We start from the raw sequence: 25,041 nt of genomic DNA on the forward strand, positions 1-25,041 counted from the left end.
TGATTTTGCAGCAGTCCTGAACCGTTCTGTTAATAGCAACAGTAATTAATCCACTAAGGCAGGATTAAAATCTTCTACCCAAGGCAGACCCTGCTTATTTAACTGTTCCATAAAAGGATCGGGATCAAATTCTTCTACGTTAAATACACCTGGTTTCTTCCATTTACCGGTCAATATCATCATCGCGCCAATCATTGCCGGCACACCGGTTGTATAGGATATTGCCTGGGAACCGACTTCTTTGTAGCACTCTTCATGATCGCATACATTATATACATAATAGTTTTTTGGCTGACCATCTTTTACACCTTGATAGATACATCCGATGTTGGTTTTCCCTTTGGTTCTGGGTCCTAAGGAAGCAGGGTCTGGAAGAACCGCTTTTAAGAACTGGAGAGGAACGATCTGCCTGCCTTCAAATTCGATTGGTTCAATGGAAGTCATACCTACATTCTCAAGTACTTTTAAGTGTGTTAAATACCGTTCAGAAAAAGTCATCCAGAAACGGATTTTTTTAATGCCTTTTATATTTAATGCTAAGGATTCCATTTCTTCATGGTGTAATAAATACATATCCTTATCACCGATTTCAGGGAAATTATAAACTCTTTTTATGGATATGGGTTCTGTTTCGATGAATTTACCATTTTCAAAATAGCTGCCATTGGCAGTGACTTCACGAATATTGATTTCTGGATTAAAGTTAGTAGCAAAGGGATAGCCATGATCCCCTGCGTTGGCATCCAGAATATCAATCTGGTGAACCTCATCAAAATAGTGCTTCATAGCATATGCTGAGAATACTCCGGTAACTCCCGGGTCAAAACCGCAGCCAAGTACTGCTGTAATGCCGGCCTCTTTAAATTTCTCACGGTAAGCCCACTGCCAGCTGTATTCAAATTTTGCGGTATCCAGAGGTTCATAGTTGGCGGTATCCAGATAATCAACCTTTGTGGCAAGGCAGGCATCCATAATTGCTAAATCCTGATATGGCAGGGCAACATTAATTACAAGATCCGGTTTAAACTGATTAATTAAAGCAATGATTTCCTCGGTATTATCTGCATCTAACTGAGCAGTAGAGATTTTAGTTCTGCCACCCTGTAACTTATCTTTTAAGGCATCACATTTTGACACTGTTCTGCTGGCTATTAAAATTTCCTCGAATACATCAGGATTCTGACAACATTTGTGAACAACAACACTGGCAACGCCGCCAGCTCCGATTATTAACGCTTTTCCCATTTAATTTCCTCCTAAATTCGTATATTTTTAAAAAAGCCTATTCGCTTTCTAACTGTTCTTTGACATAGTTTGGAATCGCAAAGGAACCCACATGCAGGTCTGTATTATAATATCTGGTCTTTAAGCCCAGCTGATTCCATCTATCTTCATCCAAATCTTTAACCGGGTCAAACTTTTTGGAAGCAAACCCAAACAGCCAGTGACCGGAGGGATACGTTGGTATATGAGCCTGATAAATCTTGGCGATAGGGAAGGAATCCTTTATTCTCTGGTGAGCTCTCTTCATAGAGGCTGCATAAGAGGAATAATACATGCTTTCATGCTGATTCACTAAAATACCGTCCTCTCTCAGGGCTCTGTAACAGTTACCATAAAACTCCTTGGTAAACAGCCCCTCTCCCGGTCCAAAAGGGTCCGTAGAGTCTACGATTATCAGGTCATACTTATTTTCATACCTTCTGACATATTTTAAACCGTCTTCAAAATACAGGTGTACTCTTTCATCGGTTAAACCGCAGGCCGTAACCGGAAGATATTCCTTGCAGACCTTAACGACTTCTTCGTCAATCTCCACCATATCGATATCCTCAATGGTTTTATAACGAAGCAGTTCCCTTACCGTACCGCCATCACCTGCTCCAATAACGAGTACTTTCTTAATACCAGGGTTGGTAGCCATGGGTACATGGGTAATCATATCATGATATATGAACTCGTCTTTCTCGGTAACCATCAGATAACCGTCAAGGGTCAGAATTCTTCCGAATTCCTTGGATTCAAAAATGTCAATCCGTTGAAAATCACTTTGCAGGCTAACGAGCTGCTTATCAATTTTAATGGAGAATCTCGCTTCTTCCGTATGGTTTTCCGTATACCATAAATCCATTATTCTACCTCCACCACATTAATATGATTCACTGCCATATCCTCTGTTCCGGTTAGCAGACAGCCCTTTTCCTTGGCATAGAGGATATAATTAACAACTTCCTCCGTTACTCTCTCACCTGGTGCAAGTATGGGTATTCCAGGAGGATAACACATAACGAATTCACCGCAGATTTTATCTATTGTTTTTCTGATTGGCAGAGATTTTTTTTCACTGTAAAAAGCCTGCTGTGGGGCAAATACTACATCTGGATTAATATATTCATGGTCAAACATGTCCGATTTATCTTCTTTGCCGTATAAACGTCGGATTTCAGAAAGTGAAGCGATCAAACGCTCAATCTCTAAATTTCTGTCTCCGGCAGATAGGATAGCCAGGAAATTACTGATATCACCGAATTCAATCTGAATGCCATATTCATCTCTTAACAAGTCATAGACTTCAATTCCAGCCAGTCCCATATTTCTGGTATGAACCGATAATTTAGTCGGATCAAACGTATATACAGCTTCCCCATCCACCAATTCATTTCCAAAAGCATAATAACCGCCCAGTTTGTTAATTTCTCCTCTGGCATACTCTGCGATATCTACTGTCTTTTTAAATAGTTCCTTGCCGTTTAGACTTAAATTCTTTCTGGCTATATCCAAGGAAACCAGTAACAGATATGAACCGCTGGTAGTCTGGGTCAGGTTAATGACCTGCCTTACATGATGAGGGTTGACTCCTTCCCCGCAGAGTAAAAAAGAACTCTGGGTAAGGGAACCACCGGTTTTATGCATACTAACGGCTGCCATATCCGCTCCAGCTGCCATAGCAGAGACCGGCATATCCTCACCGAAATAAAAATGGGTTCCATGCGCTTCATCTACCAAAACCTTCACCCCGTGTTCATGGGCAAATTCTACGATTCCTCTTAAATCAGAGCATATACCATAATAGGTTGGATTATTCACTAAAATCGCTTTCGCATCCGGGTTACTAAGAATGGCCTCCTTTACATCGGTTAAAGACATACCAAGTGGAATACCAAGGTCCTTGTTAACCCCCGGATTTACATACACAGGAATGGCACCGCAGACTACTAAGGAATTAATAGCGCTCCGGTGCACGTTCCTGGGCATTATGATTTTATCCCCGGATTTACAGACGGACATTATCATCCCCTGTACCGAGGCAGTTGTTCCATTCACTATGAAAAAGGCTGCTTTTGCCCCAAAAGCATCGGCTGCAATCATCTCTGCTTCACGAATGACAGAGGTAGGATGACAAAGATTATCTAAGGGTTTCATGGAATTAACATCAACCTTCATACAGTTTTCACCTAAGAATTCCGTTAATTCTTTATTTCCCCGTCCGCCTTTATGTCCCGGTACATCAAATGGAACAACCCGGTTTGATTTGTGTCTTAAGAGCGCTTCGTGAATGGGCGCTTTCTGCTGCAGAAGTATGTTCATTGTGCTACCTCCGCATTAATATATATTCATGCCGCTGAATATCTCTATCATTTCTTTACGAAGATTACTCGTTATATCAAGCCTTTGCTTGGGCGGTAATTCATATACGTCAAGATTAAAGAGATAATTCTGCAGTTCAATTTCTTTTATCAGCATCTTGGTGTGAAAAATATTGGACTGATAGACATTCACATCAATCGCATCATATTTCGTTAATGTAACATCATCGATATAATCCTGTATGGAGGTTATATCGTGGTCAATATAATATTTTTTGCCCTCAACATCTCTGGTAAAACCTCTGACCCTATAATCAATTGTAATGATATCAGAATCAAAACTACCGATTAGATAATCCAGCGCGTTAAGCGGTGATATTTCACCGCAGGTAGATACATCAATATCTACACGAAAAGTGGAAATGGAGTTATCAGGATGATACTCCGGAAATGTATGCACCGTAACGTGGCTTTTATCCAAATGGGCATGTACCGTATCCCTTAACTGGTTAGAATATTTTCCTTGATTACAGGATTCGTCAATATGCTCCGAGGATAAATCTCCTTCTGCTATTAAGATATTAACAGAAGCTCCTTGAGGATCATAATCCTGTTTTGAAATATTCAGTACATGTGCTCCAATCAACTGCGTTACATCGCATAAGATTTTCGTTAATCTTTCAGAATTATACTGCTCGTCTATATATGCAATATAGTCCTTTTGTTCTCTCTCACTTTTTGCATAGCAAACATCATAGATGTTGAAGCTAAGTGTTTTTGTGAGGTTGTTAAAGCCATACAAAGTCAGCTTTTTTTCCAACCCTAACATCACAACCTTTCTAATTATAATCGGGTTACATTGTAGCACGTTTGACCTTAAAAATCAATGTATATTTTGTTTTTGTAACATTGATTTTTAATGGGGAGTATAGCCTTTGTTTTGAGGGGGATTGAGGCTCTGTCTATAAATTTCTGGTTATTGTACATAAGGGGATGCAGGTATATGGGGAATGAATTTTTCAGTGCTCTGAGCAAAATTCCATAACTGTATGTGACAGTAAGACAACAAGTGGTCTTTCTGTCACATACAGTTATGAAATTTTGTCGCCGCAGATGAAAAATTCGTATTCCCCATATACCTGCATCCCCTTATGTCTTGTAGTCTTTGAAATTTATAGCCAGGGCCCGTTAGTCTTTGGCTGTAAATCCTGTTTGGGTGACCAAATGTTTCATTAGATGGTTATTCGTTAATTGTAGCTTAGCAATATTATTGTTTTATTTGCGGATTATTTATAGCATGTAAATTATATAGTTATGATGTAGGGGTCAAAAGGGAATTTTAGTATTGACTCAATGTAAAACTTCACAATAAAATTGTCTCTGAAACCTTTTTAAGGATTTTAACACTATTATTTTGAGGATTTTTGAGATACGTATTCTTCATATTACCTTTTGTCTGGTATCATTTTTTTATTCTATATAATATTCTACATAATATTTTATATACTACTCTTTAAATTTTACTACATACTATACTTAATATAATTCTTTAACTCATTCTTTCGTTTTATTTAAAATTTTTTTAGTCTTCTTTTCTTCTTAATATGTCATTAAGGTCTAAGTCTGTTCCAAAATCAGCATATATTTTTTGTTTTGGATGCGGACAGCTTTCCAGTTCGGTGCCTTCTTCGTCGGTTATTTTTTTTACGGTTACTTTTAAGTTTCTGCCGTCGGGTTTCATTATTTCGATTTCTTCACCGACTGAAAATTTATTACGCTGTTCCAGTTCATATAGTCCTGCTTCGTTTTTACCGTTTATGATACCTAAGTAGGTGTATTCTTTGATATAGGTGTTATTATCATAGATCTGGGCTTCTTCGTTTGGTTTGCCAAAGAAGAAGCCGGTGGTAAATTGCCTGTAGGTGCATTTGGAGATTTCTTCTTTGTAGTAGGGTAAGTTTTCCTGGTAACGGGCTGGTGATTCAAAGTAATCATCTATGGCTTTTCGGTAAGTTCTGGCTACGGAGGCTACGTAAAGGGCGGTTTTCATTCTGCCTTCTACTTTAAAGCTATTAATTCCGGAATGGATTAATTCTGGGATATATTCTATCATGCACAGGTCTTTGGAGTTAAAGATGAAGGTTCCGCGTTCATTTTCCTCTACTGGCAGATATTCGCCGGGTCTGGTTTCCTCGGTCAGATAGTATTTCCAGCGGCAGGGATGGGTACAGGCTCCCCGGTTGGCATCACGGCCGGTAAAATAGTTACTGAGTAAGCACCTGCCGGAATAGGCGATGCACATAGCTCCATGCACAAAGGTTTCTATCTCTAAATCCTCCGGTATGTTTACCCGGATTCCTTTGATTTCTTCTAAAGATAATTCTCTGGCAGACACCACTCTTTTGGCTCCCATTCTGTGCCAGAAACGGTAGGTGCCGTAATTTACATTATTGGCCTGGGTGCTGATGTGGATATCGATTTCAGGAAGGACTTCCTGAGCTATTTCAAATACACCGGGGTCTGATATGATGATTGCATCGGGTTTCATTTCCTTAAGTTCTTTAAAGTAACGGGTTACTCCGGATAAATCTTCATTATGAGCGGTTATATTAGCGGTTACATATACTTTTTTACCATGGGAATGGGCAAACCGGATGCCTGCCGCCATATCTTCTAAACTGAAGTTTTTTGCTTTCGCTCTAAGACCATACATTTCTCCGCCGATATATACAGCATCTGCACCATATATAACTGCTGTTTTTAGAACCTCTAAATTGCTTGCCGGGATTAGTAACTCCGGCTTTTGATACTGGTAATGCACCTGTTCCAGATTAATACCGTTACTATTCGTTGTCTGATCTGGGCAGACAGCATTGTTTTCCTTCATACGTATTCCATGCCTTTCTATCAATCATTAAATCCATACTTAATTTTGGTTTAATTATATATACAATGTTTCTTCTTATCTGGCATTCGTCCTATCATCTCAAATAATAGTACTGTCTCAGTATAGTTTCGTACTGACGGTTACCCCATCCCCTACTGGAATCACTGCTGTTTCTAGTTGTTCCATGTGGGTTATGGTGTATAAGTATTCCCTCATTCTGCTGTGAATGGTGCGGTCCCTTCTGGTAATTCCATAACGGGATTCTGCAACGGTTCCGTCCTGTAATACATTATCCGTTACTAAAAGTCCGCCTTTACTTAACAGTTTCATAAGTTCAGGAAGAAAATTCATATACTGGGCTTTGGCTGCATCTAAGAAGATAAAGTCAAAGGAATTCTCTTCCATTGCAGCTAACTGTTTTAACAGCACCAGTGCATCGCCTTCCAGGAGGGTTATTTTATCACCTTTTGAGGCGTCAGCTATATTTTTTCTGGCTTTTACAAGACGCATCTCTACCTTTTCTATGGTGGTGATACGGCAGTTCTCCGGCATATATTCACTCATGAAGATTGCCGAAAAGCCAACTGCGGCACCGACCTCCAAAATACGGCGGGGTTTTCCCGATGCTAATAAAAACCGCAGGAAGGTTTGGGTGTCTTTTTTTATTATGGGAACACCTTCTGATAAAGCAGTCTGCTCCAATTCATAAAGGTGGGTTGGCAGCTCTCGTTCCAAGGTGTTAATATATGCTGTTATTCTCTCGTTTACTATCATATCATCGTATCCTAACTGATCTCCTCTTGATAAAAGGCGAACCTTTGGCAGTATCGCCTCGGTTCGCCCTATTATACTAATTATCACCTGCTGCGTCCGTATCTTTTGTTACATCAGACTCAGTAGTTTCTGCTCCGGTATCTGCCGAGTTCTGATCCTCTTTAATATCAGGTTTGCCGGATGAACCTGAGCCTTCCGGCGCGGTATTAGTTTCCTCGGCAGAAGGTACCGTTATAACCGTAAATATTTCATCGTAAGTCATAGAGGTATTCAGAGTGTAAGTACCAGGCATTATATTCTGTTTCTGAAGCTTAGCTTTTACATAAAATGAGTACTTATTAACAATTATTTTAGTTAACTCCAGCTTACTGGCTACATTCATAGTCGATTCACCTTTACTAATTTGAATCTCTATATCACGTCCGGGTTCTTCGGAAGCTGTTACTTGTCCAAAGATCTGATAGCTGAAATCATAAGTCAGTTTACTGGCTCGTACTATCAGGATTACAACAATGGTATAAAACAGTATATTTAATAAAAGACGTAATATAAAGCTGGTTATTTTTAAAACTAGTTGTGCAGAAGTAGGCTTAGAAGTCATACTTGCAATCTCCTTTAAAATCAATTTACTTCCATGATAATAGGCAGTATCATAGGATTTCTCTTGGTCTTTTTCCAGAGGTAGTCACTTAAGGAATCCTTAATTTCGTTTTTCATCTTACCCCAATCCGTATTGTTTTTGCTAAGGCATTTTTCCAGGGCGTCACTTACAACGAGTCTTGCTTCATCCATCAGGTTTTCAGATTCTCTAACATATACAAAACCTCGGGATACGATATCCGGTCCGGATAAAATCTGATTCGTGTATTTTTCTAAGGTTACAACTACAATCAGTAATCCATTCTCCGATAGATGCTGTCTGTCGCGAAGTACAATATTACCTACATCTCCAACGCCTAATCCATCTACAAATATTCCCTGTGCCTGTACTTTACCTACTACTCCTGCACGTTGATCTGATACTTCCATAACATCACCGGAGGATATGATAAATGTATTCTCCTTAGGAATTCCCATGGACTGGGCTAATTCCGCATGTTTCATAAGATGTCTGTATTCACCGTGAACGGGAATGGCATACTTCGGTTTTGTCAAAGCATAAATCAGCTTAATCTCTTCCTGGCAGGCATGACCGGATACGTGGGTATCCTGGAAAATAACTTTTGCACCTTTCATGGATAGATCATTGATTACTTTAAATACCGGTTTTTCATTACCGGGTATCGGAGTGGAACTAAATATAACCGTGTCTCCCGGCTTAATGGATAACTTCTTATGGATGGAAGCTGCCATCCTAGGCAATGCCGCCATTGCTTCTCCCTGACTGCCGGTAGTAATAAGAACAATTTTTTCATCAGGATAATTTTTCATCTGCTCAATATCAATCATAATGTTATTTGGCATGTTGATATATCCGAGTTCGGAGGCGGTAGTAATGATATTAACCATGCTTCTGCCTTCAATGATTACTTTTCTTCCATACTTCTCTGCAGAATTAATAATCTGTTGAACACGATCCACATTAGAAGCAAAGGTTGCAACTATAATTCTGCTGCGGACACTTTCCGCAAATATATTATCAAAGGTTTTACCTACTGTTCTTTCCGAAGGTGTGTAACCGGGACGTTCTACATTGGTACTGTCGCACATTAAAGCTAATACGCCTTTTTTGCCAAGTTCTCCAAAACGCTGTAAATCTATGGTGCTTCCAAATACCGGCGTATAATCCACTTTAAAGTCCCCGGTATGGACAATAATTCCGGCAGGAGTAAATATTGCTAACGCTGCCGCATCTGCTATACTGTGGTTAGAGCGGATAAATTCAATACGAAAACATCCTAAATTGATGGACTGTCCATATTTTATCACTTTTCTTTTGGTATTCTTTAATAAATTATGCTCTTTTAATTTATTCTCTATAATGCCGATTGTCAGCTTAGTCGCATAAATCGGTACGTTAATATCTCTTAAGATATAAGGCAGGGCGCCGATATGATCTTCATGCCCATGGGTAATTACAAATCCTTTAACTTTACTTATATTCTCTTTTAAATAAGTCACATCCGGTATAACCAGATCAATTCCTAACATATCGTCTTCCGGAAATGATAATCCGCAGTCTACGACGATGATACTGTCTTCATACTCAAATGCGGTAATATTCATACCGATTTGTTCTAAGCCTCCTAAGGGTATTATCTTTACACCCTTAACCTCTGTATTATTTTCTTTCAAATAATGCACCTCCAATAATTTTTATGTAATATGACCATTATATTTAAAGTGCACTCCATATTTAATTAGACTTCATTTCAGTTTTTATTCCGCTTTTCCTGCATCTCAATGCGGCAATTCCTGCAATATCCGAACATTTTCACTTCGTGGTCTACCACTTCAAATTCCATAGCTTCTTGAATTCTATGTTCCAGTGTTTCCAATAAATCACCTTGAAATGTATATACATTTCCGCAATTTAAGCATATTAAATGATGGTGATGGTGAGCTGTATCCTCACATCCTTTGCTGCCAATTTCATAACGCACAAATCCGTCACCTAAATTTAACTTATCTATAAGGTTTAACTCTGCTAATAATTGAATCGTCCTATAAACAGTAGCCAATCCGATATCCGGGTTTTTTACTCTTACACATTCATATATTTCTTCAGCAGTTAAATGCTTATCTGGTCTGTCTTCCAAAGCTTCAAGAATATCTATTCTCTGTGTTGTTACCTTTAGTCCATTTTGTTTTAATAACGTTTTGAATCGTTCCTGTTTGTCAGGCATAGCATATCACCTTCCCGATTTAATAACTAAATTACAAAATTCATGAAATGTTTAAGTCTAATTAAATAATTCGCACTTTTATATCAACTTTATATATTTATATATTAATTTTATCATCTATCTGTTTGTATCGTTTATTTCCTCTGTTAAATACCCTCGTAACAGGGTTTTATGTCTCAAGGTCAATATCCTCTAACAATTCTTCAAAAATTTTTCCGATTAATTCGAGTTCACCCTCATCCTCTACCATATCATAAAGGGCAGCTTCATCGGTATCCTGAGATACGTCTTTTAAAATATACGCCATACCTTCCTCATCCTCCTCTTGCGAGTCTGTAACCAGGAGATACGTATATCCGTTTAATTTGGTTTGCTCTAATACATAGAACTCCACCTGTTCGTTATCATCGGTCGTAAATATTACTTTGTTTTTCATTTCATCCATTACTTTCTCCCATAACATGAATGTCTCAAAGCTCCATGTTATTAACATTACTGCTATCTGTATTATTGTCATCTGACATCTGTGTAACTATCTTTGTCATCAACATCACCAATCTTTAGTATCACTGTTATTTAGTATCAATGACCTTCGTATCTGAGTCATCCCTATCACAGTCCTCTGGCATTACTGACCTTTACATCTGCGATCTTCCTTACCACAGTCCACTGGTATTACTGACCTTTGGCATCTATACTCTTCCTTACCACAGTCCACTGGTATCACTGACCTTCGGTAATCATAGTTCTTTCGCTTCACCGCTATCGTCCAGCATTTTTTTCTGATTACACAGAAAATCCAGATACCCCTGTAAAATTAGGACTGCTGCCAGTTTATCCACAACCTGACTTCTCTCTTCACGCCGGACATCTCCTAGTATTAAAGTCTGATGAGCCGCTACGGTAGTAAGCCGTTCATCCCATAAAATTACTTCTAGTCCGGTCCGATTCCTTAAAGACTCTGCAAATTCTTCTGATTTCACAGCACGCTCGCCAATGGTATTATTCATATTCTTAGGGTATCCCAATACAATCCGTTCCACTGCATATTCTTTAATAAGTTCATCAATCCTGGCAAGGGTCTGTCGTAATTTTGTCTCATGTTTTCTGCGTATTGTCTCAATTCCCTGCGCAGTAATTAATAATTCATCACTTATTGCTACACCAACAGTGACTGAACCGTAATCCAGTCCCATAATCCTCATGTTTCCTCCTCATATACCTGAATTGACAATAATGAAACACTGGATTATTCTCTTTCCGATATATTACATCTATTCATTTGACTAGTTAATAAATCTTTGATTATTGTTTCTTAAACTCGTTAATTACAGCAGGTAATTAATTACAGCAAGTTGTTACTGATGTAATTATTTAATAATTCTTCCAATATCTCGTCTCTTTCAACCTTCATAATCATACTTCTGGCACCTTTATGGTTGGTTATGTAGGTGGGATCTCCTGACATGACGTATCCAACGATTTGATTGACCGGATTATACCCTTTTTCCGTCATCGCAGTAAAAACAGCAGAAATAATCTCTTTAACTGAAATTTCATTTTCTTTTTGTACTTTGAAATATTGTGTATTGTTAAAATCCTGCATAACATCACGTCCTTTTTTTTATCTTCTATCTCAGTCTTTATGAAAAATTAACCATTTCTTAAAGAATGAATCCGAATCGAAACAGTATATTATATATATATTAATATAAATTCTCAGAAATATCAATCCATTATTTCACAGAACATCATTTCTTTATTCAAAAACCCGGTAACTTTACCTTTTATAATACGATTGTTCAGGTCTTTATCCGATTTCACAGCCAGTTTTAAATACCTTTCATTATGTCCAATCTGGTACGCTTGTCCGTCAATAACCATAGTTTCTTCGATCAGAATATTTTCTGCCTTATCTAAAAAGGCAGACTTGTATTCCGTCTCCATTGTTTCTTCCAGTTCTATTAATGTATTGCTTCTTACGTTCTTAATCTCTTCTCTGACCTGGTCAGGCATATGCTCCGCTCTGGTGCCTTTTCTTACGGAATATTTAAAAATGTGCATCTGTGCAAAGGAGATTTTTCTTAAAAAGCGTTTTGTTTCTTCAAATTCCTCATTGGTTTCACCCGGAAATCCCACAATAACATCTGTGGTAATGGCAGGATTGACAAAGTATTTTCGAAGCAAATTGCATTTTTCATAATATTCTTCTGCTGAATACTTGCGGTTCATACGCTTTAGGGTTTCATTGCAGCCGCTTTGTAATGACAGGTGAAAATGAGGGCAGAGTTTAGTATTACCAGATAGAGTTTGGGCAAATTCTTCTGTAATTATTCTTGGTTCTAAAGAACCTAATCGAATTCTTTCCAAACCTTCTGTTACGCTTAACTTCATAATCAGTTCAAGTAAATGATGTTTTTCCGATTCTTTTTTATCAAAATCAACGCCGTAGGAAGACAGATGTATTCCTGTTAATACGATCTCTTTATAGCCTTTTTGAACCAATTTACTTACTTCTGAAAGAATGGATGCTTCTGCCCTGCTTCTGACTCTTCCTCTGGCATAAGGTATGATACAATAGGAACAGAATTGATTACAGCCATCTTGAATTTTAATATATGCTCTGGTTTTTTCAGCAACTGATTCAATGTTTAGTTCTTCGTATTCTGTTTCTGTACTGATATCGATAATATTGCCTTTGCCTATAGTATTATGGTCTAAAAAATTGTCAGCCTTAACTTCTTCTAACGTTATCGGATGTGCATTCAATACAGGTGAATTTGATACTTCTGGATCCATTTCCTGGTATTCTTCTCTATTTATATTACCCTTTGACCTGGCTTCATAATATTCGTTCAAGATACGGATAATATCCTTCTTTTTATTATTGCCTATAACAATATCTACAGCATCATCCTGCTCTAGTACTTCACCTGCTGTCTGGACATAACAGCCTACAGCCACCACCACTGCAGCCGTATTCATTTTTCTTGCTTTATGAAGCATCTGCCTGGATTTACGGTCTGCAATATTAGTTACGGTACAGGTGTTTACGACATATACATCCGACGGTTTTGTAAAGTCAACAACAAGAAAGCCTGCATCTTCAAATATTTTCTGCATTGCTTCTGTTTCATAGGAATTAACCTTGCAGCCCAAAGTAAGGAACGCAACTGTCTTATAATTTATTTCCTGGTTCTTATCTATGTTCATCTGTGTCCTTTCTACTATTGTTATCGCCTTTAGGTTAACCATTAATTTACATATACTTCAAGATAAATTTACACAAAAAGTATATATTCCTATTAGGAAAGCCATACTAAAATGAAGTATAAAACACGCTAAAGCCTATATTTTAGTGAAATCTGTCCTAGTTCCGGGCATTTTTTATTTACTTTGTATATTGACTTTTAAATTGCTAAAATGTAGTATATACTTGTAGTAAAGATAGTACTTACTATCCTATAAAAATCTATATAAAAGGAGGAGTTTCAATGAAAACAGTAAAAATCTCTCTCAATTCAATTGATAAGGTTAAATCCTTTGTAAATGACGTAACTAAATTCGATTCCGATTTTGATTTAGTTTCTGGAAGATATGTTATTGATGCAAAATCAATAATGGGTATTTTCAGCTTGGATTTATCTAAACCTATTGATTTAAATATCCATAGTGAAGATAGTGTTGATAAAATCCTTAGTATTTTAAAACCTTATATCGTTGAATAATCGGTTTGTAAATTACTTATCAGGGGATACTTAAGGTATCCTCTTTTTTAATTTATAGGTAAGTTCTTAGAACTTTCTTATAAATTAAAAAGCCTTCCAGGCAGGATGCGCATGACGCACTTAAGGAAGATTGTCACTGTCGTGACAGCGCGTCAGCGCTAGAGTCTGGCGAGCCAGACTCTTTGTTCATTTACAGAAAAGGTCTCTGCATTATCTTCTTTAAAACAGAAATCACTCCGTGGGTTAATACGGAGTAATCTGCAAGGGTTCGAAAGTGTCAGCAGACTGGCACCTTGCTCCCTAGAGTTACCTAATTAATCTCTACTATCACTGTATGAATATAGTCTCTATAGTATCCATAGCCGTTCCCACCAGTTCTTCGATCTTCTCTTCCAGATTTCTTTCCGAATAACGAATTACTTTTAAGCTCGGTTTTGTAACAGGATGTTTTGCTACAAAGATGGTACAGCAGTCTTCAAACGGCAATATCGAAGTTTCATAGGTATTAATCTTTTCAGCAATATCAACGATATCCTGTTTGTCAAAAGCAATTAACGGACGGTAAACCGGCAGTTTACATACTTCATTGGTTGCAGCCAGACTGTGAAGGGTCTGACTAGCCACCTGTCCGATGCTTTCTCCGGTAATCAGTCCTAAGCTGCCGCTTTCTTCTGCCAGCTTTTCAGCAATCCGCATCATATATCTTCTCATAATTATGGTCAATTCCTCATGAGGGCATTTTTCGTAGATATAGAGCTGGATATCTGTAAAATTCACTACATGAAGTTTAATGGGTCCGGTATATTTTGATATAAGTTTAGCAAGATCCACTACTTTTTGTTTAGCTCTTTCACTGGTATAAGGCGGTGCATGAAAATAAACCGCATCGATAGTAACACCTCTTTTTGCTACCATGTAGCCTGCTACCGGACTATCGATACCGCCGGATAATAATAACATAGCTTTACCATTGGTGCCCACGGGCATACCACCCAGTCCCGGAATGACCTCAGAATAAACATAAGAACGATTTCTAACTTCCACCATAATCCGGACTGAGGGAGTATGGACATCCACCTTCATCTCCGGAAAACGACGCAGCAAATAAGCTCCCATTTCAATACAGATTTCGGGAGAGGTCATCGGGTATTTTTTGTCGCTGCGTTTTGCTTCCATCTTAAAGGTAAACTTCTTATCCGCATACCTGGCTTCCACATAATCTCCAACTGCCTGGGTTAAAGGTTCCCAGTCAATGGTGTCGATAATTGCAACCGGACAGATCTGAGCAATACCAAATACCCTCTTAAGGGCTTCTACGGTTTCCTCATAATCATATCCGTCGGGGCATTCTATATAGATTCTTCCCTGTTCCTTGGTTACTAAATAATCACCCAGGTCGCGAAGTGAATTTTTTATCTGGTCTCTTAAGGCGTTCTCAAAGATATATCTGTTTTTACCTTTGATTCCGATTTCTGCATACTTAATTAAAAAAGCTTTGTACATGGTTTATCCTTTCTTTTTGATCAGTTTTCCGCTTTTAATGCCTGCTGTATTTTCTTAATACCGGCACCAGTTCCTTTAGCATACTGATAGCATATTGAATTTCTTCCATAGTCGTAAAAACAGAAAAACTGAACCGTAAAGTGGAATCCAGTAAATCTTCTCTGACTCCGATTGCCTTTAGTGTCCCGCTTAACTGGGGATGATTCGAAGCACAGGCTGAACCGGAGGATACAAAAACCTGTTTTTCCTCAAGAGCATGAAGTAAAACCTCACTTCTTATACCTGCAAAACTAACACTGACAATATGAGGTGCAGTTTCATTAATGGAACCTGAAACTCCATTCACTGTAGTATCTTGAATTTGATTCATTTCTGCAATAAATGCTTCTTTTAACTGATAGAGACCTGCTCTTTTTTCCTCATGATTCTCATAAATATCCTTAACAGCCTGTCCAAGACCTGCTATAGCCGGCACATTTTCCGTACCGGAGCGCATTCCTTTTTGCTGTCCTCCCCCAAATAAAATGGGCTTAAGCTTTACTTTATCCCGGACATATAAACACCCACTGCCCTTAGGACCGTGAATTTTATGTCCGCTTATTGATAATAAATCAATCCCTTCCCGTTTCGGGCAGATCCGGTACTTACCAAAAGCCTGTATTCCATCCACATGTAACAGGACCTTGGGATTTTTCTCTTTGATAAGTTTTGAGATTTCACTAATATTTTGTACAGAGCCAATTTCGTTATTCACATACATGACAGACACCAAAATGGTATCCTCACCTACTTCGGCTAAAAGTTCCTCCATCAGAACCTTACCGCTTCTATCTACCGGAATATAGGATACCCGAAATCCATTCTCCTCCAGAAACAATAAGGGATTATGTATGGAAGGATGTTCAATCCTGGTGGTTATTATGTGGTTTCCGCTTCGCTTATTCGCATATGCCGCTCCGATTACTGCCAAATTGTTGGATTCCGTGCCTCCAGAGGTAAATATAATCTCTTTGGGGTCGGCTTTTAAACTTTTGGCAATTATCTCTTTGGCGTCTTTAATATACGTTTCAGCATCTACGCCTTTTTTATGCATGGATGAGGGGTTTCCGTAATCCATGCATAGTGTTTGCGTCATTATATCCTTAACTGAATCAAATGCCCTGGTAGTAGCGGCATTGTCCAAATATGCTTCCATTTTATCCTCTTTCTATACGCTTTCCATCTGCAGCATAATCATGGATAACACTGCCAGACCAGCAGTTTCCGTACGTAATATCCTTCTGCCAAGGGTAATCGGTAAAATACCAGCTTCCACTGCCTCTTTTATCTCATTCTCTTCAAATCCACCCTCCGGACCGATAAAGATACCTATAACCTGACCGCTGTGAATGGATTTTATAATATCCCTGGTTTTCTTAATATCCTCGGCATTTTCATAGGGTATTACCTTTAAGTCCATACTTTTTGCAGTTTTAAGTGCTTCCTTAAAGGTCATGGTATCAGAAACGTTAGGTATAATACCGCGACCGGACTGTTTTGCGGCACTGGCGGATATGGCCTGCCACCGCTCAATTTTTTTCTGTTCTTTTTTCTTATCTTCCAGTTTGACAACCGTTCGTTTTGTCATTACGGGAATAATCTCATAAACCCCTAATTCCACTGCTTTTTGAATAATCAATTCCATCTTATCTTTTTTGGGAACACCCTGAAAAAGATAAATCTTACCGGAAAGTTCCGTATCCGTATCACGGATACTTAGGATTTCTGCGGTGATTTGACCGCCTTCTTCCTCTTTTATTATACAATAGAAATCTTTTCCCTGTCCATTGCAAATAATAATTTTCTCACCAGGCTTCATTCTAAGCACATTTTTTATATGATTGACATCTGACCCGGTAATCCTGATCTCTTTATCCTGAATCTGCTCCGGTTCCACGTAGAAGCGGTACATAACGGCACCAAGCCTTTCTAAAATAGCTTGAATTCTTAAACTTCATTATACTGATTTTATATCAATACTCAATTTCGTTTATAGAATTTATGATAATTCTCTATTTCTCTTATAGTAATTATGTTAATTCTCTATTTCGCTTACAAGCTCCATCTAACTGGTTTATTATTTCTGTGCCACGATGGATACCCAGTCACCCATTTCATTTATCTCAAGGATTTGAAATCCGTTATTTAATATTGCTGTTTTCACCTGTTCTTTTTTGGTATTAATAATGCCGGAACTGATAAAAATACCGCCTGGTTTAATATGCTGACCGATTTCTCCTGACAACGGTATAATAATATCTGCCAGAATATTGGCTACTGCCATGTCAAAGCCTTCAAAGCCCACCTGTTCCTGTAAAGTGGTATCTGTAATAATATCACCGCTTGCAATGGTTATCGTCTCAGTACCAATCTGATTGACTTCTGAATTCTCATAAGCTGCCTTTACCGCGTTGGGATCGATATCGGTACCAACTACTTCCCTTGCTCCTAATTTAGCTCCGATAATGGATAAAATTCCGCTTCCACAGCCTACATCCAGCAACCGGATACCAGTCTTTATATATTTTTTAATCCCCAGGATACAAAGCTTTGTTGTTTCATGAGAACCGGTGCCAAAAGCAGTACCTGGATCTATTTCGATGACTAAGTCTGTTGCTTTTACCTCATCAAGTTTTTCCCAGGTAGGTTTAATTACAATGGTTTCATCAATACGAAATGGCTTAAAATATGCTTTCCAGTTATTAATCCAATCGACATCCTCCGTTTCTGATAGTTCGATAAGACCGGAGCCTATATCTGTAAATTCCGATAAATCCTTAAGCCCCTCTTTAATTGCATCAAGAGTCTCCTGCAGGTTTGCATCTTCTTCCAGATAAAAACTGACAAGTGCAGTTTTATCTTCTGTATTTAATTCAGGAAGGATGTCAATGAACATCGCCTTTTTTTCCTGTTCCGTTATGGGAACATTATCGATGATTTCAATTCCCTCTATCCCTAATCCATTCAGCATATCACTTACCAAATCTACGGCTTCCGCCATGGTTGATAAGGTTAATTTTGTCCATTTCATATTAATACCATTGCATATGGCAGGACATCCTGCCATACTGCCATATACCTTTCTAAATTACTTCCAGAATTTTTTCTTTCCTTTTTCTTTCTCTTTTACACTTTCTTGTTCTACCGTATCGGAATCACTTTTATTATTCATCGCTGCATCAAATTTTTCCAGCAGTTCTTTTTGATCGCCTGATAACTTGGTCGGTACCTGAACCACCAGTGTAACATAATGGTCACCTCTTACCTGTTTATTACGCAGAGTAGGCACACCTTTACCTTTTAATCTTACTTTGGTATCGGTTTGGGTTCCTGGTTTTACCGTATAGAGTACATCACCATCTACCGTACTGATTCTGACATCACCGCCAAGAGCCGCCTGTACAAAGGATATAGGCGCTGTAGAGTATATATCATAATCCTGTCTCTGGAAAATAGGATGTCTGCTTACGGTTACTTCAACTAAAAGATCGCCTCTCTCACCACCATTGGTTCCAGGCTCACCTTTTTCACGGATACGGATGCTCTGCCCGTTATCAATACCTGCCGGAATAGATACCTGTATCTTTTTCTTTCTGCTTACATAACCGGTACCATAGCAATCCATACATTTATCTTTAACAACTTTACCGGTTCCATTACAATCCGGACAAGTCTGTACATTACGCACCATGCCAAACAGGGACTGCTGGGTATACACAACCTGACCTTTACCGCCGCACTTGCTGCAGGTTTCTGCACTGGTGCCGGGTTTTGCACCGGATCCGTGACAAGTAGAGCATTCATCTTTTAAATTCAGTTCCAGTTCTTTATCAACACCGGTTACCGCTTCCTGGAACGTTATTCTTACACCGGTACGGACATTAGGACCTTTCATAGGACCATTACTGGTTCTTCTGGCTCTTCCGCCGCCGAATAAATCTCCGAAAATATCTCCGAAGATATCACCCATATCCATATTATTGAAATCAAATCCGCCGGCACCACCTGCACCGCCTTCAAATGCGGAATGTCCGAACTGATCATATTGTCTTCTCTTATCTGCATCACTTAAAATTGCATATGCTTCTGAGGCTTCCTTAAATTTTGCCTCTGCAGTTTGGTCACCGGGATTTGCATCCGGATGATATTTTTTAGCCAGTTGTCTGTAAGCCTTTTTTATGTCATCGTCTGTGGCTGATCTGGATACCCCCAAGACCTCGTAATAATCACGTTTATCTGCCATGCTCTAATCCATCCTCCTTATGAATGCGAAAGGGAATTGTGCTGCTCCTCCACCTTTTCATTTATATCGACAAATAGGCAGTCGTTAGACCGCCTATTTATTACTGTTACGGGACGACCCATAACCTTTATACTGATTCTTCGATTCGACAAGTCAAATCATATTGTAATGAATTATATTAAAATCGTCAAGCTAAAACTTCCTGCGAAGTTTTACCTGTATTAAACTTCTCTGTAATCTCCGTCTACAACATCCTCAGCGGGACCAGCATTTCCCTGGCTTCCTGCCATATCAGGAGCAGGACCTGCTCCAGCAGCCTGTGCCTGTTCGTAAACTTTAGCAAATAAAGCTTGTGCGCTTTCCATTAAAGTTTCTTTTGCTGCTTTGATATCAGCTACTTCACCTTCGGACATAACTTCCGGATTGGACTTTTCAACTAATTCTTTTAAGCGTTGTAAATCAGCTTCCACTTTGGATTTATCAGCTGCATCGATCTTATCCCCAACTTCGCCTAATGCCTTTTCTGTCTGGAATACCATGGAATCCGCATCATTTCTGGTTTCAATTGCTTCTTTACGTTTCTTATCCTGTGCTTCATATTCTGCTGCTTCTTTTACTGCTTTATCAATATCTGCATCGGACAAATTAGAACCTGCTGTAATGGTTATGTGCTGTTCTCTGCCAGTTCCTAAGTCTTTAGCCGATACATTAACGATACCGTTGGCATCAATATCAAAGGTTACTTCGATCTGAGGAATACCTCTTCTTGCCGGCGGAATTCCATCCAGTCTGAATTGTCCAAGACTCTTGTTATCCTTTGCAAACTGTCTTTCACCCTGTACTACGTTAATATCAACTGCACTCTGGTTATCGGCAGCGGTTGAGAAAACCTGACTCTTCTTGGTAGGAATGGTTGTGTTTCTTTCAATTAATCTGGTTGCAACACCACCCATCGTTTCAATGCTTAAGGATAATGGTGTAACGTCAAGGAGTAAGATATCTCCTGCGCCTGCATCACCAGCTAACTTACCACCCTGGATCGAAGCACCGATTGCAACACATTCGTCTGGATTTAAGGATTTGGAAGGTTCATGACCGGTTAACTGTTTTACTTTATCCTGAACGGCAGGAATACGGGTAGAACCACCTACTAATAATACTTTCTTTAATTCAGAAGATGTAATGCCGGCATCTCTTAAGGCATTCTGAACCGGAGTAGCAGTTCTTTCTACTAAATCATGAGTTAATTCATCGAATTTTGCTCTGGTTAAGTTTAAATCAAAATGTTTCGGTCCTTCTGCAGTTGCAGTAATGAAAGGAAGGTTAATGTTAGTAGTAGTAGCAGAAGATAATTCTTTTTTCGCTTTTTCTGCTGCTTCTTTTAATCTTTGAAGTGCCATCTTATCTAAGGATAAGTCAACTCCTTCGGTTCTCTTGAATTCATCAATCATATATCTGGTAACTCGTTCATCAAAGTCATCACCACCGAGTCTGTTATCCCCGGAAGTAGCTAAAACTTCAATAACGCCGTCACCGATTTCAATAATAGATACGTCGAAAGTACCGCCGCCTAAATCGTATACCATGATTTTTTGTTCATGTTCATTATCAAGACCATATGCTAATGCTGCTGCGGTAGGCTCGTTGATAATTCTCTTTACATCAAGACCTGCAATTTTACCGGCATCTTTGGTTGACTGTCTCTGAGCATCGTTAAAGTATGCAGGAACGGTAATAACAGCTTCTGTCACCTTTTCTCCTAAATAACTTTCTGCATCTGCTTTTAATTTTTGAAGTACCATTGCGGAAATTTCCTGTGGTGTATACTTCTTATCGTCAATAGCTACCCTGTAATCAGTTCCCATATGTCTTTTAATAGATGATATGGTTTTATCTGAATTGGTAACTGCCTGACGTTTTGCAGATTCACCAACTAATCTTTCTCCTGTCTTTGTAAAGGCAACAACGGATGGAGTAGTTCTGGCACCTTCCGTATTCGCTATAACTACCGGCTTTCCGCCTTCCATAACTGCAACACATGAATTTGTTGTACCTAAGTCAATTCCTATGATTTTACCCATAATAGATTCCTCCTATAATTAATTCAAATTATATATTAGTTTATATTGAAAAGTGAATATTCTTACATATCTGATTAATCTTCACTTTGAATTGTTACATTACTTTAATTCCCTGCTCTTTATTAGCTACTCTTAATTAACTACTTTCACCATACTGTGACGTACCACGGTATCTTTATACATATATCCCTTTTGGAATTCTTCTGCCACCAGATTTTCTTCCTGTTCTGGATCCTCCGCATGCATTACCGCATTATGGAAATTAGGATCAAAAGGTTTTCCAACCGCTTCAATTGGTTTTAAACCGGCCTCGGTTAGTGAGGTTACCAACTGTTTATAAATTTTTTCAATACCCTGGGCAAATGCGCCTTCTTTCTCTTCTTCGGTGATAGCACCTAAACCGCGTTCAAAATTATCAATAACCGGAAGGACCTTTTCAATGATATCTCTGGCACCGATTTCAAACATCTGGGCTTTTTCTTTATCAGAACGCTTACGGAAATTATCAAACTCAGCCATAGTTCTTATTAACTTATCATTTAACTCTTCAATTTTTAAATCTTTTTTATCCTTTTTATCCTTTTTATCTTTTCGGAAGAAAGACTTTCCAGTTTTTACATCTTCGTTTGTTTCTTCTGTAACATCATCCATATCTTCCTCTTGTACATCTTCAGCAACCTCAGCTTCAACACTCTCCGCTTCCTGTTCTGAATTTGCAGTTCCTTCTTTTTCTGATTCCGGCTCCTGGTTGACACCGTCTTCTATCTTTTCTTCCATGGAATTCTTATCTGCCACTCTTGTAACCACCTTTCCTTATGTTAGGTCTTTTTCTTAAATATGTCATCCAACTGTACCATTAGCGTATGCAGTGTCCCGACTACTTTTTCATAATCCATCCTTTTGGGACCGATAATACCGATTTTACCATAAACACCCTCTTCAATTTCATAGGTTGCTGTAACTACGGAACAATCCTTCATGGCTTCGACCGGTGTCTCACTTCCGATATATACCTGAATTCCGTTATCGGCGTTTTCTGACTTATTAATGAGCTCCGTAAGCTGCTTCTGCTCTTCAAAGGTTCCCATTAATTCGGCTATTTTATCCGTATCATTTAGTTCCGGATATTTTAATATGTTGGTAGCGCCGCTGGTATAAACCTCTACTTCTTCCTCTTCACTGATTGCCTGTGCGATGGTATCAAGTATATCGCTAACCAGATTACTGTAATTACCAGCCTGTTCTTTGATTTTTTGTATTATCGGCATATTGATTTCAGTTAAATCCAACCCTTGAAGGAATGTATTAAAAACGATATTTAACTTCAATAAAATATCTTTATCGACCAATTCATCGATAGCGATCATTTTATTCTTTACCACATTGCCTTCCAGTACGATTATGGCAAGCAGCTGAGCTGCATCTACTTCTGTCAGCTGTATAAATTTAACTTTTTTACTTCGGTACTGGGGCTTTGTTACTAAGGTGGCATAATTGGTATTGACTGCCAGCAGCTTAGCAACCTGCTTTAAAAGTAAATCGATTTTGTCTGCCTTCTCGATTAAAAGTTCCTTCATATTTTCAACTTCATGAACTTTATCTTCCAGCATGGTATCTACATAAAGGCGGTAGCCTTTGTCGGATGGTATACGGCCTGCAGAGGTATGGGGCTGTATAATGTAACCAAGTTCCTCTAGATCTGCCATTTCATTTCTTATTGTAGCGGAGCTTAGATTCAAATCGGTGTATTTTGAAATTGTCCGTGACCCGACCGGCTCACCGGTTTCCAGATAATTACGGATAATTGCCTGTAATATCTTCAATTTTCTATCATCCAATTCCATCTAATCCCTCCTGCTTTCTGATTGTTAGCACTCACTTGAATAGAGTGCTAATATCTTTATACATAAAATAGCACTTACCATTTACTTTGTCAAGTGCTATTTACGAATTTTTTTATTCCTTTTTACTGTTTTTTTACGCCATGGTCATATTTTATATAGGGTCTGAATAGATAGCTTGTATTGATAGTTCGAATAACTAATTCATACTTCCCAGCTATTTTATATTGGTATATTGAATAAAATCAGCATAGAAGGTTATATTGGTATATTTGGTAAATTCAGCATAGAAGCTCAGCATAGAAGCTAGCATTGGCATATTGGATAAAATTTCCACAAAAAGTATTTATCTATTTAATCCAGTAGAAAACGTGACATAACCAGGTTGCTTAAATCAATTCCTTTCTCTGTCAGGTATATTCTCTCACCTTTTCTCTGAATTAATTCCTCTTTTAGAGATTTATTTACCACTTCATCATATATTGTCTCAAGGCTTACCCCAAACTGCTTCTCAAATTTCTTACTACTTACTCCGTCACTCATCCGCAGTCCCAAAAACATGTATTCTTCCATCTGTTTACTGGTAGTAAGAAGTTCCTCATTTCTTCTGATTTTGTTATGATCTGACGACAACTCCATATATTCTGTTAATACATCTTCATTCTGAAATCTTGTCTTATTAATAAGAGACGAGGCGCCTAAACCAAGACCCAGGTAGTCTGTCCCTATCCAGTAAGAGATATTATGTCTGGATTCATAGCCAGACTTGGCATAGTTAGAAATTTCATACCGGTAATAACCTGCCTGAGCTAGTACTTCTTTCGTTTTTGCATAGATTTGCCGGTCTAATTCCTCATTTTGATCTTCTTCTTTATAGCGGGTAAAAAACGGTGTTCCTTCCTCCAGAATCAGGCTGTAGGCAGATATATGTTCTGGGTTTAAAGCGATTACTTTATATAGAGTATCAAGCCACTTATTCATGGTCTGACCCGGCAAAGCAGACATCAGATCAATATTAATGTTATCAAATCCTATTTTTCTGGCCAACAGGTAATTTTCTTTAAAGGTTTCAAAGGTATGAATCCGTCCTAGCAGCTTAAGTTCGCTGTTATCGGTCGACTGAAGCCCAAAACTTAACCGGTTGATGCCAGCAAGTTTATAAGCATCTAATTTCTCTTTCGTTACGGTTCCGGGATTTACTTCTATGGTAATTTCAGGATATCCCTCTTCACCCTCTGTTATACAAAAAACTTCTCTTACCGCCTTTAAGATCTCTGCAATAAATTCCCCGTTCAAAGAAGAGGGAGTACCCCCTCCGATAAAAATCGTCTTCACAAGGTACTCCGTACTGATTTGGCTGTAACTCTTAATTTCCTTTATTAAAGCCCTAACATAGTTAAATTTTGTGTCCTCATCTGCCGGTGCAGAGAGAAAATCACAATAATCACACTTCCTGACGCAAAAGGGAATATGAATATACAAACCTAAATCCTTTTTTTGTCCGTACAGCAT

Annotated in this window: 23 protein-coding genes; 1 reads left to right on the forward strand and 22 read right to left on the reverse strand. The window is 38.5% G+C overall.

The window, feature by feature from the left end:
- Window positions 1-45 precede the first annotated feature (45 nt).
- From QA584_RS15845 to mtaB, 13 genes are all read right to left on the reverse strand, one after another.
- A complete protein-coding gene (locus tag QA584_RS15845; protein ID WP_278270027.1) occupies window positions 46-1,245 on the reverse strand; it encodes a saccharopine dehydrogenase family protein in 1,200 nt (399 codons plus the stop codon).
- Window positions 1,246-1,282: 37 nt separating this feature from the next.
- Window positions 1,283-2,131 (reverse strand): polyamine aminopropyltransferase, encoded by an 849-nt coding sequence (gene speE, locus QA584_RS15850; protein WP_278270028.1) that lies wholly within the window; start codon window positions 2,129-2,131, stop codon window positions 1,283-1,285.
- Window positions 2,131-3,588, reverse strand: a complete 1,458-nt coding sequence (locus QA584_RS15855) for an aminotransferase class I/II-fold pyridoxal phosphate-dependent enzyme (RefSeq protein ID WP_278270029.1) — start codon at window positions 3,586-3,588, stop codon at window positions 2,131-2,133. Before QA584_RS15855 ends, speE begins: the two co-directional genes overlap by 1 nt.
- Before the next feature lie 15 nt (window positions 3,589-3,603).
- A complete protein-coding gene (gene speD / locus QA584_RS15860; protein ID WP_334306028.1) occupies window positions 3,604-4,407 on the reverse strand; it encodes an adenosylmethionine decarboxylase in 804 nt (267 codons plus the stop codon).
- A gap of 762 nt (window positions 4,408-5,169) precedes the next feature.
- Window positions 5,170-6,474 carry a peptidase U32 family protein gene (locus QA584_RS15865; protein WP_278270031.1) on the reverse strand — a complete coding sequence of 435 codons (1,305 nt, stop codon included), beginning with the start codon at window positions 6,472-6,474 and terminating at the stop codon, window positions 5,170-5,172.
- Window positions 6,475-6,591: 117 nt separating this feature from the next.
- Window positions 6,592-7,248, reverse strand: coding sequence for an O-methyltransferase (locus tag QA584_RS15870; protein WP_278275189.1), 657 nt, complete (start codon window positions 7,246-7,248; stop codon window positions 6,592-6,594).
- Between the two features lie 76 nt (window positions 7,249-7,324).
- On the reverse strand, window positions 7,325-7,849 hold the full coding sequence (locus QA584_RS15875; RefSeq protein ID WP_278270032.1) for an endolytic transglycosylase MltG: 525 nt from the start codon (window positions 7,847-7,849) through the stop codon (window positions 7,325-7,327).
- Window positions 7,850-7,869: 20 nt separating this feature from the next.
- Complete coding sequence (locus QA584_RS15880; protein ID WP_278270033.1) at window positions 7,870-9,543, reverse strand: ribonuclease J; 1,674 nt, start codon at window positions 9,541-9,543, stop codon at window positions 7,870-7,872.
- 77 nt (window positions 9,544-9,620) lie between these two features.
- Window positions 9,621-10,094, reverse strand: coding sequence for a Fur family transcriptional regulator (locus tag QA584_RS15885; protein WP_278270034.1), 474 nt, complete (start codon window positions 10,092-10,094; stop codon window positions 9,621-9,623).
- A gap of 169 nt (window positions 10,095-10,263) precedes the next feature.
- Window positions 10,264-10,539 carry a DUF1292 domain-containing protein gene (locus QA584_RS15890; protein WP_278270035.1) on the reverse strand — a complete coding sequence of 92 codons (276 nt, stop codon included), beginning with the start codon at window positions 10,537-10,539 and terminating at the stop codon, window positions 10,264-10,266.
- A 295-nt stretch (window positions 10,540-10,834) separates the two neighbouring features.
- Complete coding sequence (gene ruvX / locus QA584_RS15895; protein WP_278270037.1) at window positions 10,835-11,299, reverse strand: Holliday junction resolvase RuvX; 465 nt, start codon at window positions 11,297-11,299, stop codon at window positions 10,835-10,837.
- 140 nt (window positions 11,300-11,439) lie between these two features.
- The gene (locus QA584_RS15900) at window positions 11,440-11,700 is read right to left on the reverse strand and encodes an IreB family regulatory phosphoprotein (protein WP_278270038.1); all 261 of its coding nucleotides are present in this window, start codon (window positions 11,698-11,700) and stop codon (window positions 11,440-11,442) included.
- A 122-nt stretch (window positions 11,701-11,822) separates the two neighbouring features.
- Window positions 11,823-13,307, reverse strand: coding sequence for a tRNA (N(6)-L-threonylcarbamoyladenosine(37)-C(2))-methylthiotransferase MtaB (mtaB, locus tag QA584_RS15905; protein ID WP_278270039.1), 1,485 nt, complete (start codon window positions 13,305-13,307; stop codon window positions 11,823-11,825).
- 281 nt (window positions 13,308-13,588) lie between these two features.
- Here mtaB and QA584_RS15910 point away from each other — a divergent pair, with 281 nt between their 5' ends.
- A complete protein-coding gene (locus QA584_RS15910) occupies window positions 13,589-13,822 on the forward strand; it encodes an HPr family phosphocarrier protein (protein WP_278270040.1) in 234 nt (77 codons plus the stop codon).
- Between the two features lie 327 nt (window positions 13,823-14,149).
- Here QA584_RS15910 and thiI read toward each other — a convergent pair whose 3' ends face one another.
- The 9 genes from thiI to hemW form a co-directional block, all read right to left on the reverse strand.
- Window positions 14,150-15,325, reverse strand: coding sequence for a tRNA uracil 4-sulfurtransferase ThiI (gene thiI / locus QA584_RS15915; protein WP_278270041.1), 1,176 nt, complete (start codon window positions 15,323-15,325; stop codon window positions 14,150-14,152).
- A 34-nt stretch (window positions 15,326-15,359) separates the two neighbouring features.
- The gene (locus QA584_RS15920; protein WP_278270042.1) at window positions 15,360-16,520 is read right to left on the reverse strand and encodes a cysteine desulfurase family protein; all 1,161 of its coding nucleotides are present in this window, start codon (window positions 16,518-16,520) and stop codon (window positions 15,360-15,362) included.
- Window positions 16,521-16,532: 12 nt separating this feature from the next.
- Window positions 16,533-17,276, reverse strand: coding sequence for a 16S rRNA (uracil(1498)-N(3))-methyltransferase (locus QA584_RS15925; protein ID WP_278270043.1), 744 nt, complete (start codon window positions 17,274-17,276; stop codon window positions 16,533-16,535).
- Window positions 17,277-17,441: 165 nt separating this feature from the next.
- A complete protein-coding gene (gene prmA / locus QA584_RS15930; RefSeq protein ID WP_278270044.1) occupies window positions 17,442-18,395 on the reverse strand; it encodes a 50S ribosomal protein L11 methyltransferase in 954 nt (317 codons plus the stop codon).
- A 57-nt stretch (window positions 18,396-18,452) separates the two neighbouring features.
- On the reverse strand, window positions 18,453-19,607 hold the full coding sequence (gene dnaJ / locus QA584_RS15935; protein WP_278270045.1) for a molecular chaperone DnaJ: 1,155 nt from the start codon (window positions 19,605-19,607) through the stop codon (window positions 18,453-18,455).
- 221 nt (window positions 19,608-19,828) lie between these two features.
- Window positions 19,829-21,688 (reverse strand): molecular chaperone DnaK, encoded by a 1,860-nt coding sequence (dnaK, locus tag QA584_RS15940; RefSeq protein WP_278270046.1) that lies wholly within the window; start codon window positions 21,686-21,688, stop codon window positions 19,829-19,831.
- A gap of 132 nt (window positions 21,689-21,820) precedes the next feature.
- On the reverse strand, window positions 21,821-22,465 hold the full coding sequence (gene grpE / locus QA584_RS15945) for a nucleotide exchange factor GrpE (RefSeq protein WP_278275190.1): 645 nt from the start codon (window positions 22,463-22,465) through the stop codon (window positions 21,821-21,823).
- A 41-nt stretch (window positions 22,466-22,506) separates the two neighbouring features.
- Complete coding sequence (gene hrcA, locus QA584_RS15950; protein ID WP_278270047.1) at window positions 22,507-23,532, reverse strand: heat-inducible transcriptional repressor HrcA; 1,026 nt, start codon at window positions 23,530-23,532, stop codon at window positions 22,507-22,509.
- Window positions 23,533-23,883: 351 nt separating this feature from the next.
- Window positions 23,884-25,041, reverse strand: a complete 1,158-nt coding sequence (hemW, locus tag QA584_RS15955; protein ID WP_278270048.1) for a radical SAM family heme chaperone HemW — start codon at window positions 25,039-25,041, stop codon at window positions 23,884-23,886.

Origin of the sequence: Anaerocolumna sp. AGMB13025 (genome assembly GCF_029689925.1) — a bacterium.
GTDB lineage: Bacteria > Bacillota > Clostridia > Lachnospirales > Lachnospiraceae > Anaerocolumna.